The organism is Campylobacter concisus, from assembly GCF_002165815.1.
Lineage (GTDB): Bacteria > Campylobacterota > Campylobacteria > Campylobacterales > Campylobacteraceae > Campylobacter_A > Campylobacter_A concisus_BH.
The window spans coordinates 165,844-183,543 of record NZ_NDYN01000005.1 but is presented as its reverse complement, the minus strand read 5'-3'; the positions used below and the strand labels follow the sequence as shown (position 1 = coordinate 183,543).

Annotated in this window: 15 protein-coding genes; 4 read left to right on the top strand and 11 right to left on the bottom strand. The window is 40.1% G+C overall.

What is annotated here, in order from left to right:
* Nucleotides 1-8: 8 nt before the first annotated feature.
* From mog to B9N65_RS05880, 10 genes are all read right to left on the bottom strand, one after another.
* A complete protein-coding gene (gene mog / locus B9N65_RS05925; RefSeq protein ID WP_087583188.1) occupies nucleotides 9-548 on the bottom strand; it encodes a molybdopterin adenylyltransferase in 540 nt (179 codons plus the stop codon).
* Nucleotides 549-561: 13 nt separating this feature from the next.
* Nucleotides 562-2,214 (bottom strand): ATP-dependent metallopeptidase FtsH/Yme1/Tma family protein, encoded by a 1,653-nt coding sequence (locus B9N65_RS05920; RefSeq protein ID WP_087583302.1) that lies wholly within the window; start codon nucleotides 2,212-2,214, stop codon nucleotides 562-564.
* Nucleotides 2,201-3,439: a tRNA (N(6)-L-threonylcarbamoyladenosine(37)-C(2))-methylthiotransferase MtaB gene (mtaB, locus tag B9N65_RS05915; protein ID WP_087583187.1), complete on the bottom strand. Its 1,239-nt coding sequence runs from the start codon at nucleotides 3,437-3,439 to the stop codon at nucleotides 2,201-2,203. Before mtaB ends, B9N65_RS05920 begins: the two co-directional genes overlap by 14 nt.
* Nucleotides 3,439-5,028 carry a mechanosensitive ion channel domain-containing protein gene (locus B9N65_RS05910; protein ID WP_087583186.1) on the bottom strand — a complete coding sequence of 530 codons (1,590 nt, stop codon included), beginning with the start codon at nucleotides 5,026-5,028 and terminating at the stop codon, nucleotides 3,439-3,441. Before B9N65_RS05910 ends, mtaB begins: the two co-directional genes overlap by 1 nt.
* Nucleotides 5,025-6,062 (bottom strand): 3-dehydroquinate synthase, encoded by a 1,038-nt coding sequence (aroB, locus tag B9N65_RS05905; protein ID WP_087583185.1) that lies wholly within the window; start codon nucleotides 6,060-6,062, stop codon nucleotides 5,025-5,027. The genes B9N65_RS05910 and aroB overlap by 4 nt, the downstream gene beginning before the upstream one ends.
* A gap of 3 nt (nucleotides 6,063-6,065) precedes the next feature.
* Nucleotides 6,066-7,484, bottom strand: coding sequence for a COG3400 family protein (locus B9N65_RS05900; RefSeq protein WP_087583184.1), 1,419 nt, complete (start codon nucleotides 7,482-7,484; stop codon nucleotides 6,066-6,068).
* A 103-nt stretch (nucleotides 7,485-7,587) separates the two neighbouring features.
* Entirely contained in the window at nucleotides 7,588-8,148 is a 561-nt protein-coding gene (locus B9N65_RS05895; protein WP_087583183.1) for an ABC-type transport auxiliary lipoprotein family protein, read from the bottom strand.
* Nucleotides 8,145-9,080: an MlaD family protein gene (locus B9N65_RS05890; RefSeq protein ID WP_087583182.1), complete on the bottom strand. Its 936-nt coding sequence runs from the start codon at nucleotides 9,078-9,080 to the stop codon at nucleotides 8,145-8,147. The genes B9N65_RS05895 and B9N65_RS05890 overlap by 4 nt, the downstream gene beginning before the upstream one ends.
* Entirely contained in the window at nucleotides 9,081-9,821 is a 741-nt protein-coding gene (locus B9N65_RS05885; protein WP_087583181.1) for an ABC transporter ATP-binding protein, read from the bottom strand.
* On the bottom strand, nucleotides 9,818-10,924 hold the full coding sequence (locus tag B9N65_RS05880) for an MlaE family ABC transporter permease (protein WP_087583180.1): 1,107 nt from the start codon (nucleotides 10,922-10,924) through the stop codon (nucleotides 9,818-9,820). Before B9N65_RS05880 ends, B9N65_RS05885 begins: the two co-directional genes overlap by 4 nt.
* A gap of 78 nt (nucleotides 10,925-11,002) precedes the next feature.
* Between B9N65_RS05880 and tgt the strand changes: the two genes are divergently transcribed.
* Nucleotides 11,003-12,133: a tRNA guanosine(34) transglycosylase Tgt gene (gene tgt / locus B9N65_RS05875; RefSeq protein ID WP_087583179.1), complete on the top strand. Its 1,131-nt coding sequence runs from the start codon at nucleotides 11,003-11,005 to the stop codon at nucleotides 12,131-12,133.
* Nucleotides 12,123-12,821, top strand: coding sequence for a CorA family divalent cation transporter (locus tag B9N65_RS05870; protein ID WP_087583178.1), 699 nt, complete (start codon nucleotides 12,123-12,125; stop codon nucleotides 12,819-12,821). The genes tgt and B9N65_RS05870 overlap by 11 nt, the downstream gene beginning before the upstream one ends.
* A gap of 50 nt (nucleotides 12,822-12,871) precedes the next feature.
* On the opposite strand, the gene B9N65_RS05865 is transcribed toward B9N65_RS05870, so the two are convergent.
* Nucleotides 12,872-15,445, bottom strand: coding sequence for an ATP-dependent Clp protease ATP-binding subunit (locus tag B9N65_RS05865; protein ID WP_087583177.1), 2,574 nt, complete (start codon nucleotides 15,443-15,445; stop codon nucleotides 12,872-12,874).
* Between the two features lie 252 nt (nucleotides 15,446-15,697).
* Between B9N65_RS05865 and B9N65_RS05860 the strand changes: the two genes are divergently transcribed.
* Both B9N65_RS05860 and purC read left to right on the top strand, forming a co-directional pair.
* Complete coding sequence (locus B9N65_RS05860) at nucleotides 15,698-16,972, top strand: S41 family peptidase (protein ID WP_223228762.1); 1,275 nt, start codon at nucleotides 15,698-15,700, stop codon at nucleotides 16,970-16,972.
* A 16-nt stretch (nucleotides 16,973-16,988) separates the two neighbouring features.
* Nucleotides 16,989-17,699 carry a phosphoribosylaminoimidazolesuccinocarboxamide synthase gene (gene purC / locus B9N65_RS05855; protein ID WP_009293856.1) on the top strand — a complete coding sequence of 237 codons (711 nt, stop codon included), beginning with the start codon at nucleotides 16,989-16,991 and terminating at the stop codon, nucleotides 17,697-17,699.
* The last annotated feature ends 1 nt before the right edge of the window (nucleotide 17,700 follow it).

The window sequence follows — 17,700 nt, the reverse complement described above, 5'->3', positions numbered from 1 at the left end:
AAACTCATTTACGAGATTTTCTTTTGTTTTGGGCGGAAAACTTTCATCACGTTTTCATCAGTCTCGATAAACGCACCCTCTATAAGATCGATGCAGTATGGCACCGCTGGAAATACCGGCTCCAAGCACTCTTTTATCGCCTTTGGCTGACCTGGTAAATTTATGATGAGCGCGTGGCCTCTGATGCCTGCTGTTTGGCGTGACAGGATCGCTGTTGGGACGTATTTTAAGCTCGCAGCTCTCATTAGCTCGCCAAAGCCTGGCATCATCTTCTCGCAAACTGCCTCAGTAGCCTCTGGAGTGACGTCTCTTACTGCTGGTCCTGTGCCTCCAGTAGTTAGCACAAGGTCGCATCCTAGCACGTCTATCATGTGCACGAGCCTCTCTTTTATGAGATCAAGCTCATCAGGGATCACCTCGTAAAAATACTCACGATCGCTCACGATCCAGCCGTCAAGTACCTCTTTGATCGCTGGGCCTGATTTGTCCTCGTATGTGCCCTCACTTGCGCGATCTGACATAGTCAGAATTCCTATTTTTGCTTTCATTTTTTCTCCTTTATTAGTAGTTTTCATTTAAAATTTTAGCAAGCGTCTCTTTATCTACGCTCTCATAAGCAAGCAGATATGAGCTTATCCTTGCGATCTGCTCGTTTGTGCCCTTTAAAAAGGACATTATCTCATCTTTTGCTTGTTTTAAAATTTCTTCCACATCGTTTGGATTTGGCACGAAAGAATTTCCCATGCCATACTCATAAACCATCTTTGAGGCGATCTCTTTTGCTAAATTTAGATCGTTGCTTGAGTTTGAAAAGATGTCGTTCTCATCTATCTCGAGCTTGCACATGCCAGCGATTAAAACCTTTATGCGTGAGAGCATCTGTGACTTTGACTCGATCTCTTGCTCAGTCGCCATAAAGCGGTCTTCAATGAGCGAAATTTTTTCAAATTTCACATCAAACCAGTAAGCACTTAGCGCCTTTGCGCCTTGATAGATGGCTTGAATTTTCTTCTCGCTCTCGCTGTAGCTTAGCACCTTTTTCTTGCCGAGCAAGACCTTATTTAAAACAGCCTCAAAGTCCCTCATCCTAAGCACGCTTTCGCCGTTTCTTAGGGCATTTATCGCTGCTTCATTTACAAGCGTGCTAAGTGCCGCACCAGAAAAGCCAACACTCATCCTAGCGATATCCTCGGCTGACACTTCGCAGTTTTTATCTCTTAGATATGTGTTTAGGATCGCCACCCTGTCATTATAATCAGGCATTGATAAAAATATACGCCTATCAAAGCGCCCTGATCTAAGTAGCGCCTCGTCGATCATCTCGATCCTATTTGTAGCAGCTATCACTATGACGCCGGAGTTATCTTCAAAGCCGTCCATCTCGGTTAGCAGCTGATTTAGCGTGGCTTCTCGCTCGTCGTTTCTAGTGCCACCCCTGCTCTTGCCAACGGCGTCTATCTCGTCGATAAAGATGATTGATGGTGCGTAGGATTTGGCTCTGCTAAAGAGCTCTCTAACTCTTTTTGCACCCATGCCGACGTAAATTTGCACAAAACTTGCGCCATTTTGGTAAAAAAACGGCACATTTGCCTCGCCAGCGACTGCCTTTGCCACAAGCGTCTTGCCAACGCCTGGAGGGCCGATCATTAGCACGCCTTTTGGCATTTTGATACCAAAATTTCTATATTTTTGCGGATTTTTAAGAAAATCAACTATCTCACTAAGCTCGCTTTTGACCTCGCTAATGCCAGCCACATCGCTAAATCTCACGTTTGAGATAACTGGCATCGCATTTTGATTTAGCACGCTTTCTATCTCAAAAGCGCCGTCTTTTTTGCTTAAAAGGCTCTCCTCTTTTTTCTTGATAGCCCTAAAAATATATGCATACCAAAGCACAAGACAAACAAAGATGATGCTTCCCCAGACCATGCCAGGCGTGATATATTGCACGCTTCGCTCGACTGGGACCTTTTTTATGAGCTCTTTTATGTCTATGCCCTCTTTTATGATGGCAAAGCGGTTATTTTGCGCATAGAGGATGACCTCGTCTTCGTCGATGACCGCTTTATCGATGAAATTTCCATCCATTAGTTGCATATATTGCGAGTAGGTGATGTTTCGTGGCTCTTTGCTCACAGCAAAAAGTAGCGCTATTATTAGAGCCATAGCGGCTATTATCAGGATATTTTTCTTGTTAAATTTAAATTTTTGCATAATTGGCATCTGGCTTAATTTCATATTCGCTTACCTCCAACCACTCTTTTGTTATGTCGTTTTGACTAGAAATTTTAGCTTTGTTGTAAAACTGATCAAAGCCCTCGTAAAAGTCGCCGTTTTTTTGCTCGACTAAAATTTTTAAAGTTGCGTTATGTTTTTTTCTAAAATTTTCATTGTTTTTAAAAGCAATGCCTTGTAAAACCTTTAGCCTTGCCTTTGCCACATCGCCACTTACATCGCTTTTTAGCGTTGCCGAGTGCGTATCACGCCTAGGCGAATAGACAAAAGCGTGCAGATGTGTGATAGGAAATTTCTTGAAATTTTCCACCGCTTCTGCCCAAATTTCTTCACTCTCACCTGGATGACCCACGATATAGTCAGTCCCTAAAGCAAAACCAAGTGAGCTTAGCTCATTAAAAAGCTCTAGGTCGCTAAATGCGTTATTTCGCCTGCGCATGATCTTTAGCATCGCCTCGCTCGTGTGCTGAAGTGCGATGTGAAGATGACGCTCCAGCCACTCCTCTTTTAAAATTTCTCTAAAGCTCTCATCTATCTGGCTTGGCTCGATACTGCCAAGTCTTATGCGTCTGATGCCTGAAATTTTGCCTAAATTTGCTAGCAATTTACCAAGAGAGCTATTTGTATCTTTGCCGTAGCTGCCTATGTTTGTGCCAGTTAGAACGAGCTCATTATAGCCATTTTGAGCTAAAATTCTAGCTTCTTTTAGTATCATCGCCTCATCCATGCTTCTAGCTTTGCCACGCACTGATGGGATGATGCAGTAGCTGCAGTTAAAGTTGCAGCCCTCTTGAATTTTTATAAAAGCCTTTGTGTGATTTTCGTAGTTTGTGACGATGTTTTTATCGACTGAGTTTAAATTTCCAAGCTCAAAAAATGGCTTCTCTTGCTTTAAAAGCTCGTTTAGATCGCTCTTTTTGCTAGCCCCTAGCACGCCAAAGACGCCACTACTAAAAAGCTCCTTACCTTTACTAACCGCCCCACATCCTGTTAGTATGACCTTTGCGCCACGTCTTTTTACGCCGTTTATATAGTTTCTAACGCCACTATCAGCCGAATTTGTCACGGTGCATGAGTTTATGACTACGATATCAGCGACCTCTTCGTCGTTTGTGATCTCGTAGTCTTTTATGTAGCTTTTTAAAAGCTCGGTGTCATAGATATTTGTGCGGCATCCAAATGTCTTAAAAAATATCTTTTGCATTAGATATTTTCGCCCTCTTGCTCAGCGTGAGCTACGTGATCGCTTGGCGTTTCTTTTTTACCTATAAACATAGTTTGTGTTGGGTAAGCTATCTTTATATCATCGTGAGCCAAAAATGCCTCTATGATCTCAGCGCTTATCGTGCTTCTAAGAGCGAGCGTGGCGTATGAGTTTGACATAAACCAGCATGAGATATTTATACCGTAAGGCTCAAAAAATGTATAAATTCTTGGCTCTACGTTTGGATTTTTGATGCTGTACTGGCTTCTTAGCTTGTTCATCTGACGTTTTGCGATGTCAGTGTAGCCTTTTGAATATTTTTTTACTATATTTTTTGCTAGATAAGCAGCCTTTTTGTGGTTACTATCAAAGCTTATCACGACATCTATGCCGTCCCAAACGGTCTTCATGCCGTAGTGCGAGTAGTTTGCGATGAGGTCTGTAAAGATGTAGTTATTTGGCACAAAAATAATCCTACCTGCACGGCGGTTTGTCTTATAGGTCGAGTAGCTAACGTCTTCAAAAACGGTTAAGCGAAGCAGCGAAATGTCTATCACATCGCCCACAAATTCGCTACCGTCATGATAGACTCTGACGCGGTCTCCCACGTGGATCGTGCCACCAAACATGATAACCATCCAGCCAAGCATGCTCATAAACATATCTTTCATCGCGATGGCGATACCAGCTGAGGCAAAACCTAGCACGGTTACTAGATATGTGACGTTTTCGATGTATGAAAAGAGCAAAATTATGATGATAACGGTGATGTTTAGCACGTTTAGAAATTTATTGACCGTGTAAAATCTCTCGTTATCCGTGATCGTTCTTTTAACGATAAATTTAGCGATAAACGTTAGTCCGATCGTTAAAAGGATGACGATGGCTGTGTAGCCCATGCTTAAAAACTGAGCCTTGATGTCAGATGTCGTCATATTTACCGCTTCATCTGCCCTTTTTTCATAGACGCTATAAGTGGTATCAGCGATCTGTTTTGCCGCTTTGAAGTCGCCTATCTCTTGCTTTGCAAGATTTAGACTTGCCCTATTTTGCTCGCTATCATCTATCAAATTTAGCCTATTTAGCAAATTCTCTTTTGCTTCAAGCTTCTCAAGCAAGGTGTCAAGCTCTTTGATGTGTCTTTGGTATTCGATCTTGTCACTTCTTATCTTTTTGATGTATGAAAAGCCAGATACTAGCGCCACTGGGCTATTTATCCTAGGTGGTGTCTCTAGCTCTGGGGCTGCAAGCATATTTGAAAATGGCGTTTTCTCATACTCTTTTAGCAAATTTATCTGCTCTTTTAGAGTTTGACTTCTCTTTATGAGATCGCCACCTCTTTTTGAGCCTTTATCAAGCTTTTTAAGCTCATTTTCATTTTGTTCTAGCTCATCAAGAAGCTTTTGATAGGTGTTGTAGTTGGCGTATCTTGTGATCCAGATATTGTTTTTTAGGGAGTTATCTAGGTTTGAAATTTCTTTTATCAGCTCGCTATTTTGTAAATTTTGTGAGACATTTTGCTCAAGTGTAGCGTTTTCTTCAGCGTAAAGTGCAAAGCAAAAAAGTAGAAAAACTAGGATCTTTTTCATTTAAATTCTCTCAAAGTTTCTAAAACGTCCTCTTTTTTGACGTCATTTTTGATGAACGCACTGCCGATTTTATCTGCGATGATGAAATTTATCTTATCGCCTTTTGTCTTTTTATCCATAAAAAACGCCTCGTAAAATGCATATTCATTTTCTATTTTATAGCTTACAGGCAGATCGAATTTCACTAAAACCTGCCTTATCTCCTCTGCCTGCGCCTCGCTCATGAGACCAAGTCTAACGCTTAGGCGATTTGCCATATTCATACCTATCGCCACCGCTTCGCCGTGTAAAAATTCTTTATAATTTGTCTCGTTTTCGATGACGTGAGCAAAGGTATGACCGTAGTTTAGGATGGCTCTTAGCCCCTTTTCTTTCTCATCTTGCTCGACCACCCTAACCTTTAAATTTATTGATTTTTCAACCAGCTTAGCTAAGTTTTCATCGTCTAAAATTAAGCTCTTTAGCCAGTCAAACATCTCTTTATCAAATGTCACAGCCATCTTTAAAGCCTCAGCCACACCAGCTGCAAATTCTCTCTTTGGCAATGTTTTTAAGAAATTTATCTCACAAAAAACTGCCTTTGGCTGATAAAATGAGCCTATTAAGTTTTTACCAAATTTGTTATTTACCCCTGTTTTTCCGCCCACACTAGCATCGACTTGCGCTAGAAGCGTGGTTGGGATATTAATGAAGCTTATCCCTCTTTCATATATGCTTGCCGCAAAGCCAGTCATATCGCTGATGACGCCACCACCAAGGGCTATGAGCGTAGATGAGCGGTCAAATTTACTAACAAAAAGCTGCTCTAAAATTTGCTCTATCGTTGTTAAATTTTTATACTCCTCGCCGTCTGGCACGCTTATGATAAATTTCTCATCGCACTTTAAAACGCTAAGCAGCTTTTCAAGGTGAAGCCCCGCCACTTTGGCGTTTGTGACGATGCCGACCTTGCCCTTTAGCTCTAATCTCTCAAGCTCGTTTATATAAATTTTATAACTTGACGCCTTTTCCTTAAGGTTTAAATTTATCTGCATTTTCTACTCACTTACTGGCACAAAAAGCTGTGCGTTTTGGCTTAGTTTTTTATAAAGTCTATTTAAATTTGTCGATAAAAAGGCAAAAGCGCTACCATTTGCCACGTTTTTAGTAAACATCACAAAATGAAGCAGATCATTTGTGCCTTTTAGCTTCACTAGCGGGTTTTTAAGGCTGTGATTTTCTATCTTTATGCGCTTTGAAAAGAGCGTGCTAATGCTCTCAAAGTGCTCTTTTAGCGCCTCATCGTCGCTATGCTTGTTGTCAAAATAGTAAAATCTCATCTCCAAATCAAGCTGCGCGCAGCAGTCTGTAATGACAGCTGATTGATTTTCCACCTCTTGGCTTTGATCGCCCAGTATCACGCCCTCTTTTATATTTGAGAGTAAAATTTTGCCTGTTTTTAACACTGGGATTTTAAGCTCATAAAATAGCTTTTGAAATTTAAAAAAGTATCTATCGTCGCTTATGATTAGTCCGATATCGTGTTTTAAAACGTCATCTTTTATCGATTTATTGTCGCTATTAAAATAATCCATCAAAACAAGGATATTTTTCTCTTTTATCGCCTTTAGCGTCTCTAAATTTTCGCCTAAAGTTGGGTTTATCACCCTAAAGATCAGGCGTTTGTTATTTAGCTTTGTGTGCACATATAAGCTATCTTTTATGAGCTTGCTAACGCGCTCTTTGCTCATTGATCTCATATCTATTAAAGTGTAGATGTTGCTACCAAATGGACTTGGAAACTGCCCACTTTCTCGTTTTATCGAACGATAAACATTTTGAAGCACGTTTGGATCGCCAACGATTAGCAAGATATCGCTTGGCTGGATCATTGTATTTGGCTTTGGTAAGATGATCTCAGCACATCTGTAAATGAGCGCTATCCGCCATCTTTTTTGAGCGATCGAGCTTACATGGCGATACATATATGAGCTGCCAATAGGCACCTTAACCTCCATGATCTCGCCCTCGCTAAAGCCGATATTATCAGCATATACAGGCATATCTGGCAGATAGTCCATGAGCCTTGAAGCTGCGATATCTCTGATATCAACCACGCTTAGGTGCTTATCGCTTGCAAAAGTCTCCTTGCACTTTTCATCTAGCTCCCATGAGTTCATAAAAATGGTCTCAGTTTTTGTGCTGATCTGTCTTAAATTTTCATAAACAGCAACCGCCTCTTTTTCATTGTCACTTACGATACAAAACTGGCTAAAATAGCCGTCGCTTATGCTCTTTAGCTTTGAAAGACTCGTTGGGTCAAACTGATAAAATGTGAAATTTTCGTAATTTGCCTTTTGACTGTGATCTTCGTTTGAAACAACGATATAGTGGTGTAAATTTGACTTTGCTCCAAGAAGTCTGCTCAAAAAATTTCTAGCAAAAGCTCCATCTGCGATTATTAAAATTTTCTTCATTAATTCTCCGTATTTTAAAGCCACATTATAACAAAAGGTCTTTAAAATAAGCTATTTTTGGCTGTAAATTTAAGCTTTCACAGCCAAAAAATTTAAGAAAATTTTAGTAGATTATTTCAGAGATTAAAGTATCGATAGCTAAATTTGCAGCCTTATTTATCGTCTCAAAAATGGTGCTTGAGCTTGGATCTGGGCAGAAAATTTCTTTTGTGATCATGCCTGATTTTAGCGAGGTGTTTGCGTTAAATAGCTCATAAGCTAGCGAAACTTCGGCCTTGTCGCCTCTTATTTGCAGTGAGATGATGCTAACTTTTAGCCTAAGATCCTTTGCATTTGGCGAAAATATCGGCTTTGCAGCGCAGTTTGAGTAAAACCCTTTTACGAGCGACTTATAGATCATCTCGCTTGGTTCAGAGACAAATTTAGCGTCTGTCAAGTATCTTATCTTGTTGTTTTCAGCGACGATCAAAATTTTTCTAGTATCGACCATATCAAGGGCGCTCACGTTTTCTATGAAGACATTTTTTAGCTCTTTTTGCTTGTTTTCAGCCGAGCACTCCTTATTTGAGTAGTGTATCTCATACATCGTAGCTTGTGGTACGTCGGTCTTTAGCGAGCAACCAAAAAATAAAAATGCAGCCGCAGCGTATATCAAATTTCTCATTTTTTGTCCTTTTTATCTGTATTTGGCACTGGATTTGTGAAGAAAAACTCGTAAGGATTGTCCTCAAGCCTTTGAAGCGCACCCCTAAACTCACGAAGCGTCTTGTCAAATCCATTTAAAAACTCGCTAGCCTCTCTAAGAAGCGGAGAGACCGTGTTTCTAAGGTCATACTCGCCGTTTTTTACCTTTTGAGTGAGTATATCTTGAAGCGAGCTATATCCAGTGACAGCCGAATTTGCTGATTTGAAAACTGAATTTGCACTTGCAATTAGCGTGTTTAAATTTTTAGCAAGCTCTTTTGTGTCTGTTTTGTTTAGGCTGTCGGTGAAATTTTTTACATTTTTAACGATGCTATCAACCTCGCTTAAGCCATTTTCATCGGTTAAAACCTGAGTAAATTTATCGATATTTCTTAGGATTGACTCGATGTGAGAGATATTTTCAGCTGAGAAAAAGCCATCAACCTTATCAAGGGTTTGATTTATCTTTAAAGTGATGTTCTCAGCGTTGTTTCCAAGCTTTGAAAGAAGGCTCTCTTCAAGCTTTAAGATAGGCTTATCGCCTGGTTTAAAATCCTTCGTGCCTCGGCTTATATTGATACTAGCCACGCCGCTAATAGCCTGAACTTCAATGCTAGCCACGCTATCAGCCTTGATAGGCAGATCCTCTCTTATCTTCATCGTGATGTTTATAAGAGCGTTTTTGTCATCGACAAAATTTATATCGCTAACGCTTCCAGCTGGCACGCCGATAAATTTAACCGTAGAATCAACCTTTAGTCCGCTTGGCAGCTCGGTCGTGTGGATGTAATACTCCTTAAAATCAACCTTTGTGTTATTTTTGCTAGTCATCCACCAGATAAATATGGCAAATGCTGTAAGGCAGGCTATGAAAAACATGCCGACAATGGTATAAGAATTTCTATTTTCCATCTACTTTTTCCTCATTTTAAATAGCTCTTCAAGCGGGTTATTTTCAAGATGCTCAAGCTCTTTTATATCTCCCTCAAAGGCTATCTTTTTGTTATCTATTATCAAAAATCTATCCAAAATATCAAAAATACTATCCGCATCATGCGTCACCATGACGACAGTTACGCCGATGCTATCACGAAGCTCTTTTATGAGCGCATCCATCTGCCGCGAGCTAACAGGATCAAGTCCGCTGTTTGGCTCATCTAAAAATAGCACCCTTGGGCTTAGCACCAAGGCTCTTGCGAGCGCAGCACGCTTTTTCATACCGCCACTTAGCTCGCTTGGATAAAGCATCGAAACCTCTTTTTTAAGCCCCACCTTTTGTATCCAAAACATCGCTATCTCATCGATCTGGCGCTTGTTAAATTTAGAGTATTCATTAAGCAAAACGCCCACATTATCAAGTATCGTCATCGAGCTATAAAGCGCTCCAAACTGAAACATCGTCCCACTTTTTAGCTTGATCTCTTGCTGCTCTTTGGGGCTACTTTTCCACATATTGACGCCGTCAAACGTTATATCGCCCTTATTTGGCTTTTTTAGATATATCATCGTCTTCATTAGCGTCGTTTTACCAGTGCCACTGCCGCCTAAAAAGCCATAAATTTCGGCCTCTTTGACGCTCCAGCTCACATTATCGTGCATTATCTTATCGCCATAACTTGTCGTTATGTTTTTTCCAACTATTATCTCATTCATATCTTTAGCCACATAAAAATTATCGCAAAAAATGCATCAAGTGCGATGACCCAAAATATCGCATTTACAACGCTAACGGTTGTCATTGCTCCAAGGCTTTGGGCGTTTTGACTAACACCAAATCCCCTCATGCAGCCAATGATCGCAATTACCGCGCCAAAAAATGGAGCCTTTATCATACCAACAGCAAAGTGCCTAAGCTCGACCATCTCGCGAAATCTATTAAGATAGTCGCTAAAGCTGATGTCAAGAATAGTTTGGCAAATGATCATCTGCCCTAAAATGCTTATGCCGTCAGCTATAAAGATGATGACAGGCACGCAAAGCACCATGGCGATGATGCGCGGCAGCACCAAGAAGTTAAATGGCTCAAAGCCCATCGTCTTCATCGCGTCTATCTCCTCGGTTAGCTTCATAGCGCCAATTTGCGCAGTAAAGCTAGAGGCCGACCTGCCCGCCACGACGATAGCAGCGATGAGCGGAGCCACCTCTCTAAGCGTTAGCATGCCCATGATCTCAACTATAAATATACTTGCCCCAAAGCTTGCAAGCATCGCACTGCCAAGATAAGCAAGCACGACGCCTATCAAAAAAGCGGTGAGCGATACGATAAAAACAGCATTTACGCCACCATCTTTTATGTAGTTGCTAAATTCTCTAAACCTTAAATTTGCAGGATTAAATAAAATCCTCATACTCTTTATCAAAAACTCGCCCAAAAACGAGCCAAACTCAAGCAAATTTACAAATCCCTCGCAAATTTTCTCTCCTAAGCGTGAGAAGAAATTTAGGCTATTGTGAGGCGGCATATAGTTAAAGTCGATCTTCTCGTCATTTAGCAGCTCGCTCATCGCCTTTATCTTCTCATCATTTGTGATGATCTCAAATTTCTTGCCATTTAGCGTGTTTTTTAAAAGGATCAAAACAGCGTAATCAATGCTCTTTAGCTCGCTAAAGTCAAATTTAACATTGCCGTTAAGCTTTTGGATTTTTTTAAAAATGCTTTGTAAATTTTTAGCCTCTTTGTAGCTAAACTCGCCTGCAAATTTTATGGTCGCAGTGCCGTTTGCTTCGGTAAAAACGATATCATTTCTCTTTTGCAAAAAGTTCCTTTGCCTTAAAATTTCTGGATTATATTATAAATTTTGTTAAAATAAAAAATCAAAATTTTAAGGACTTAGATGAAATTTGAAGTTATAAAAAAAGATGGCAACGCAAGGCGAGGCGTCCTAACAACCGCTCACAGCGTAATACAAACGCCAGTTTTCATGCCTGTTGGCACGGTTGGCGCAGTTAAAAGCTTAGATGCCTTTGATATGAGTGAAATTTTAGACGCAAAGATAATCTTAGCAAACACCTACCATATGTATCTGCGCCCTGGCAGCAAGGTCGTGCGTGAGTTTGGCGGGCTTCATGGATTTTCTAAATTTGATCGCTCGTTTTTAACTGATAGTGGCGGATTTCAGGCATTTTCGCTTAGGTCAAACACCAAAAACGATGATGGCGGGATAAAATTTAAAAGTCACATCGACGGCAGCACGCACTACTTCACGCCAAGATCCGTCCTTGACACGCAGTATGAGCTTGGCAGCGACATCATGATGATACTTGATGATTTGGTTGCATTGCCAGCTGAGCAAAAAAGGATTGATTTAAGCATAAAACGAACGATAAAATGGGCAAAAGAGGCGATTGATTATCACAAATTTATGCAAAGCAAGGGCGTTGGCTTGCAGCAAAATATCTTTGGTATCGTCCAAGGTGGCACCGACTATGAGGCACGTAAATTTTGCGCCGAGGCCTTAAATGATATGCCATTTGACGGCCTTGCCATAGGAGGTCTTAGCGTTGGCGAGAGCAACGAGGCGATGTATGACACGGTTGAGGCGGTTATGCCATTTATGGATGAGCTTAGACCTCGCTATCTAATGGGCGTTGGCACGCCTGAAGACCTAGTTGAAAACGTGGAGCGAGGCGTTGATATGTTTGACTGCGTGATGCCAACTAGAAACGCAAGAAACGGCACGCTTTTTACTAGCTTTGGCAAGATAAATATAAAATCAGCCAAATTTATAAACGACCACGCACCGATAGACCCAGCTTGCCAGTGCTACACCTGCAAGCGCTACTCCAGAGGCTATCTAAACCACCTTTTTAAGGCTAGAGAGCTAACGTTTTTTAGACTAGCAAGCCTTCACAACCTGCACTACTATCTAAATTTAATGAAAGAGATGAGAGAGGCGATAGAGGTTGGCGAATTTGCCAAATTTAAGCGAAATTTCTATGCAAAAAGGAGCGCAGATGAGCTATAAAAGCGCACTTTGTGGATATTTTTATGGAGATGCATTTGACTACATCACGCTCATCTCGCCGTCACAAAAGCAAGTTTTTAAATTTTTATTTAAAGATGGCAAAATTTACAAAGAAGATCTTGAGCATGAATGCGATAAAAGCGCGTTTGAAGCAGCTATTAAGGGGATTTGCAACGAATACGCAAATAAAATTTTAGAGCACCAAGACGAGCTAAATGAGTATGAGAAAATTTATGCTAGCCAGAAAAATTTTGACAAATTTATAAAAAGACACCACTTTTTAAAGTATGAGATCAGAAAATTTCAAAATAGCATTTCGCACTTTTACGAAGCTCTTGCGATCTGCCAAAGTGAGCAGCAAGGGCTAAAAAAAGAGCTTAAAAACAGCATCCACGAAGCAAGTGTCTTTAAGACCATAGCTAACGAATATGCCTGCAGGGTCGAAGACATCTATACATTTATACAAAGCGCTAAAAATGACAAGATAAATAAAAATATCTACCTCTTGACGCTCATTTCGGCTCTATTTTTGCCGCTAAATTTCATCACTGGCTTTTTTGGTATGAATACAAATGGCATGTTTTTAAGCTCATTTAAAGATGGCACATTGATAGTTTTTGCCTTTGTAGCGATGCTTTGCGTGCTGTTTTTTATATTTTATTACAGATTAAATAAGGATATTAGTTAAATTTATAGTAGGCTTGGCAAGTTGATCCAACCTGCCAAGCAAATTTGAAGTTATTTTTTCTTAATGATGATCTTCTCGCCGTTGCTATCAATGGTGATCTCATCGCCACTTTCAAGCTCATCTTTTAAGATCATATCAGCGATCTTATCTTCAACTAGCTCATAAAGCGCTCTTCTAAGAGGTCTTGCGCCATAAACTATGTCAAAGCCAGCTTTTGCGATAAATTTCTTAGCCTCTTCACTTAAAACTGCCTTGATACCGCGGTTGTGAAGAGTTTTTTCAAGCTCTTTAAACATGATCTCAACGATAGATATCAAACCTTGCTCGTTTAGAGGATTAAAGATGATAGTATCATCAAGCCTATTTAAAAACTCGGGTTTAAAGTAGTTTTTAAGCTCGTTTTTAACAGCCACGTCACGGTCTTCACCCTTTAGCTCCATTATGAAATTTGAAGCGATGTTTGAAGTTAAAATGATGATCGTGTTTTTAAAATCAACCGTTACGCCTTTGTTATCAGTCGCGCGTCCATCATCTAAAATTCCCAAAAGTATGTTAAATACATCTTTGTGAGCCTTTTCAACCTCGTCAAAAAGTATGACTGAGTAAGGTCTTCTGCGAACCGCCTCTGTTAGCTGACCGCCCTCATCGTAGCCTACATATCCTGGAGGCGCACCAAGAAGCCTGCTCACGCTGTGTTTTTCCATATATTCGCTCATATCAAAGCGGATAAGCGCCTTCTCATCGTCAAACAAGAACTTAGCCAAAGCCTTAGCTGACTGAGTTTTACCAACGCCTGTTGGTCCAAGAAATAAAAATGAACCAATCGGTCTTTGACCCTCATTTAGACCAGCTTTGTTTCTCTTAACAGCACGTGCAAGTGCGTGTAGTGCGTCATCTTGACCGACAACGCTCTCTCTTAGATGCTCTTCGATGCGCAGATATTTCTCTTTTTCGCTTGTTAGCATCTTTTTAACTGAAATTCCAGTCCATTTGCTCAAAATTTCAGCCACAAGCTCTTCATCGACTTGATTTTTAAGAAGCACGCCCTCTTTTTTCATGTGCTCCCATTTTTCTTCAAGCTCGTGTTTGTGCTTTTTAGCGTCAGCTATCTTGCCGTATTCTATCTCGGCAGCTTTTTGAAGATCGCCATTTCTTTTTGCTATCTCGGCTTGTGATTTTAAGCTATCGATCTCTTTTGTTGCTTTTGAAATTCCGCCAAAAACAGCCTTTTCGTTTTCAAATTTAGTATCAAGCGCTAGCTTTTTCTCATTTAGATCAGCTATCTCTTTTTCGATCTCGCCAAGTCTCTCTTTATTTTTATCCGCATCCTCCATCTTTAGTGCTTCTTTTTCTACTTGAAGCGTTACGATCTCACGTTTTATCTTTGAAAGCTCGTATGGCTCGCTCTCTATTTGCATCTTAAGCTCAGCTGCTGCCTCGTCTATAAGGTCTATCGCCTTATCTGGCAAGAAGCGGTTTGCGATGTAGCGGTCGCTTAGCCTTGCTGCGGCAACTAGCGCGCTATCTGTTATCGTGATGCCGTGATGAACTTCAAGGCGCTCTTTTATACCACGTAAAATTTGAAGTGCCTCATTTACACTTGGCTCTTTAACGTCTATAGGCTGAAAACGTCTTTGAAGTGCTGCATCTTTTTCAAAGTATTTTCTATACTCTTTTAATGTTGTCGCACCAACAGCGTGAAGCTCTCCACGTGCAAGAGCTGGTTTTAGGATATTTGCAGCGTCCATTCCGCCCTCGCTCGCACCAGCTCCAACTATGGTGTGAATTTCATCTATAAAAAGTATGATATTGCCAGCTTTTTTAACCTCGTCGATGACAGCTTTTAGCCTATCTTCAAACTCGCCTCTATACTTTGCACCAGCTACAACTGCGCTCATATCAAGCGCGATGACACGCTTGTTTGCAAGGCTTGTTGGCACATCGCGAGCAACTATCTTTTGAGCTAGCCCCTCAACGATAGCAGTTTTACCAACACCTGGCTCGCCAAGCAAGATAGGGTTATTTTTGCTCTTTCTTATTAAAATTTGCATCATCCTAGTGATCTCTTCATCACGGCCGATGACTGGATCAAGCTCTTTATTTAGCGCTTTTTGCGTTAGATCGATACCAAATTTCTCTAAACTATCAAGGGTATCATCGCCAGTTTGGCTATCTATCTTTTTACCACCTCTTATGCTCTCAAGGTTCTTTTTGATCTCTAAAATATCGCAAAATTTGCTTAAAATTTGTTTGATCTCACTAAGCTCAAGAGCCGAGATGATCCATGTATCAACAGCTATGTAGCTATCGCCCATGCTTACCATTAAAGCTTTTGCATTTTCAAGTGAATTTATAAGCTCTCTTGAAACTGAAACGTTATCTTTTGTGACGTTTGAGCTGCTTGGGAGTGACGAGATCTTGCTTTTTATCTCAAGCTCGACTGCGTCTTTGCTTATGTTCATCTTATTAAATACTTGATTTAAAATAGAATTACTATCAGCGAGCAAAGCCCAAAAGACATGAAGCGGCACAACTTGTGGATTTTTAGAAAAGATCGCTAAGCTAACGCCTTTTTCAAGTGTCTCTTGCATCTGCGCTGTTAAATTTTCTGTTATGTCAGCCATTAAAGCTCCTTAAGTTATTTTATAATGGCGGCATTATATAACTTTAGTCTTATATTGTCAAGTATTTTTATAACATTTGTCACTCTTTTTATTTAATTGCTAAAATTTGCTGTTATAAATTTGTGTTAAAAATAGACAAAAGCTAAAAATATAAGGCTAAATTTATGCTTTTTTTAGCCAAATGTTAATAAAATTGAGCCAAAAAATATAGGAGATATTTTGAATAAATTTACTAGATCTTTTGCGCTAAAAATAACAGGCGCCCTACTCATCTCAAGCGTAGCAGTAAATGCACTTTTTGCTAAAACCGAAGATGAGGCGAGTGCGAAACTTGAAGCACTTTCAAAACTTACAAAAACCATCTCAACTGTTGAAAAATACTACGTTGATGACATTAAATTTAAAGAGATAATTGACAAAGCCATCGCTGGTTTGATGCAAAATTTAGACGCTCACTCGAGCTTTTTAAATGAAAAAGCATATAAAGATATGCAGGTGCAAACAAGCGGCGAATTTGGCGGGCTTGGCATAACAGTTGGCATGAAAGATAGCGCACTAACCGTTATTTCGCCTATCGAGGACACTCCAGCTGATAAAGCAGGCATAAAAGCAGGCGATATCATTTTAAGGATCGATGGCAACTCAACTATTGGCACAACGATAGATGAAGCTGTAAATAAGATGCGCGGTAAGCCAAAAACTCCGATAACAATTACGATCTTAAGAAAAGGCGAGCAAAAGCCATTTGACGTAAAAATCATAAGAGATCTTATAAAGGTTGAGTCTGTCTATGCAAAAATGATAGAAAATGAAAACATCCTTTATATACGTGTCACAAATTTTGACAAAAACGTCGTTACAAAGGTAAAAGATGCTATCAAGGAGCATCCAAAAGCAAATGGCATCATACTTGATCTTAGAAACAACCCTGGCGGTCTTTTAAATCAAGCTGTTGATCTAGTGGATCTTTTCGTAGATAACGGTATCATCGTCTCTCAAAAGGGTCGTGATGCATCTGAAAATGTAGAGTATAAAGCAAGCGCTAGCAAAACCTTATCAAAACTCCCACTAGTTGTCCTTGTAAATGGCGGAAGTGCAAGTGCTAGCGAGATCGTAAGCGGCTCACTGCAAGATCACAAGCGTGCGGTGATAATTGGCGAAAACACATTTGGTAAAGGCAGCGTTCAGGTGATCTTACCAATAGACGATACAGAAGCGCTAAGACTAACCATCGCAAGATACTACTTGCCAAGTGGTAGAACTATCCAAGCAGTTGGCGTAACGCCTGATGTAGTCGTGCATCCTGGCAAAGTGCCACAAAGTGATGATAGCGCATTTAGCATCAAAGAGAGCGAACTAAAAGCACACCTAAAGAGCGAACTAAACAAGATAAATCCAACAAGTGAGGGCAATAAAACTGAAGCAAAAGATGATAAAAATATAATCACACAGAAAAAAGTCGATGAAGACATTCAGTTAAAAACAGCGATTGATACGATCAAAATTTTAAAGATAAAACAACAATAATCTAAAGGAGAACAACATGCAAAAAAGAGAGCTTATCTACGAGGGAAAAGGCAAGAAAATGTACGCCACAGACGATCCAAATCTACTTGTGGCTGAATTTAAAGACGATTTAACAGCATTTGACGCTCAAAAAAGAGGCAACGAAGCTGGCAAAGGCGCGCTAAACAACAAAATCTCTACTCAGCTTTTTAAACTACTAGAGAGCAAAGGTATCGTGACTGACCTAGTTGAGACAATAAGCGACACTGAGCAAGTGGTCAAAAAATGCGAGATCATACCTCTTGAAGTTGTTGTGAGAAATATCGCAACTGGCTCACTTAGCAAAAGGCTTGGCATAAAAGAAGGTACAGTTCTACCTTTTACACTTGTTGAGTTCTACTACAAAAATGACGATTTACACGATCCGCTAGTTACTGATGAGCACTGCATCATCATGGGTCTAGTAAAGAGTGAAAAAGATCTTCAAACTCTAAGACACACAGCAAGAGAGATCAACTCTATCTTATTTAAATTCTTTGCAGAGAGAAATTTAAAACTAGTTGATTTCAAAGTCGAATTTGGTATCGACAAAGATGGCAACATCATCTTAGCTGACGAGATAAGCCCTGATAGCTGCAGATTTTGGGATGCGACAACAAACGAAAAACTTGACAAAGATAGATTTAGACAAGACCTTGGTAGCGTAAAAGTAGCTTACGAAGAAGTTTTAAGAAGAATTCTTTCTTAAG